This window comes from Mesorhizobium sp. M7A.F.Ca.CA.001.08.2.1 (genome assembly GCF_003998455.1).
GTDB lineage: Bacteria > Pseudomonadota > Alphaproteobacteria > Rhizobiales > Rhizobiaceae > Mesorhizobium > Mesorhizobium ciceri.
The window spans coordinates 1-1,708 of the sequence record NZ_RZPW01001038.1 but is presented as its reverse complement, the minus strand read 5'-3'; the positions used below and the strand labels follow the sequence as shown (position 1 = coordinate 1,708).

Genomic DNA, 1,708 nt, shown 5'->3' with positions numbered 1-1,708 from the left:
GAACGATACGGTCGGTGAGCGTCTCGACCGCGGAATCGTCGGAAGCGACCGCGGTGACCGTGCCGAGTGGGTCGATCGCTGCGCCATTCTGGTAGAGTTCGAAATGCAGGTGGGGCCCGGTCGAAAGGCCGGTGGTGCCGATATAGCCGATCACATCGCCGGCTTTCACCCTGGTTCCGACACCGGTCCCGATTGCAAATTTCAGCATATGCGCATAGCGCGTCTCGCGCCCGTTTGGGTGCGAGATCTTCACCAGATTACCATAGCTGCCGCCATCGCCCTGGAAGGTGATCTCACCATCGAAGGCGGCTGCGATCGGCGTGCCAACGGGAGCCGCCCAGTCGACGCCCTTGTGGATGCGAACGGTGCCGAGAATTGGATGCTTGCGTGGCCCGAAGGTGGATGTCATCACCCCGTTGACGGGCGTGACCATGCCGTTGGTGACCGTCAGCGAGCGGACCTGATCGTCACCGGTAACGCACGCAAACTGGCCCTCGCTCAGCTGGAAGACGAAACAGTCGAGGCTCTTTTCGGTGCCCTGCACGCCGACATACAGCACACGCCCGTCAGTCTCGCCCTTGCCGCGCGGCGTTTGCGAGTAGATCAGCACAAGGCGCTGGTCCTCGCTGGCGAAGGCGTCCAGATCCTGCCCTCGCGATAGGTACATGATCGCTTCGCCGATCACGCCGGTTGGAACACTGTTGCGAGCCGCCGTCGAGTAGATCGCGTCGAGCAGGCGATACTGCCGCTTGTGCGTGCCTTCCCCCTGTGCGCCCGAATAGTTGAACAGATCTTCACGGACCCAGGGATCGACACCCGATACGAATGCGCCCGCCGCATTGCGTGTCAGCGTGCCAACAAAGACGTTCTTGGCGTAGATGGACACCTGCATCAGCGACATGGTCGTCGTCTCGCGCCTCGGCCTGAAACCACGCATGGCGATGACATAGCCCGGTTCCAGGCCGTCGCGGTTGAAAAGCGCCTTCAGCGCTTGCCCTGCCAGCTTGGCGTCCTCTGCGGAGAAATGCGCATCGAGCGCGACGCTGTCCAAAGAGCGGTCGTTGAGGATTTTCACGAACGTGTCTTCGGTCGCCTCGAACCGCTGATACTCATTCGAGACGGTTGCGACACTCGTGTTGTTTTCGATCTGCGTCTTCTGGAATGCGGGAAGGGCTGCATCGCCCGCATCGATGGTCTCGCCCCAGCCGGCTTCGGGATCATCGGCGTCCGCCCTTTGGTCGGGTGCTGCGGCTGGTTCCCCCTCTATCGGCGATGGCTCAAGATCATTCTGCAGATCACCGGATGGTGGGGCAGCAGTCTTTCGTTGCGCCTGGAAGAATGCAAAATCCTCTTGCGTCGACGGTATCGTTGTCATGAATTTTTCGCTCGCGCTAAGCATGACGTCAGACAGGATTTCGATCTGTGGAGAAACGCCGGCCTGGTTGAGTTCCGCCGGGCGCGGCATTGTCCGGCCTTTGGTTGCGGCGCTGGCATCGGGCGCCAGCGTGATCCACATCGGGTCCCCCGCCAGATCGATAATGGCTGGCACATACACGGATGCGTCCGCCGGCATATCGTCCGCCCCTTCGACCGCATGCAACTCCTCGTCTTCGTCTCCGAACGACCAATACTCGGCGGTGAGGTAGAAACCGGCGGCGATAGAGAGCAGCACAGCCACCGCGAGACCGGCAACAAGCCTGCGCCGAAG

Annotated in this window: 1 protein-coding gene; it reads right to left on the bottom strand. The window is 61.5% G+C overall.

Features of this window, described 5'->3' with window-relative positions; all coding sequences use genetic code 11:
- Positions 1 to 1,708, bottom strand: a 1,708-nt coding sequence (locus EN914_RS34450; RefSeq protein ID WP_164779137.1) for a M23 family metallopeptidase, incomplete at both ends; no start/stop codon positions are given.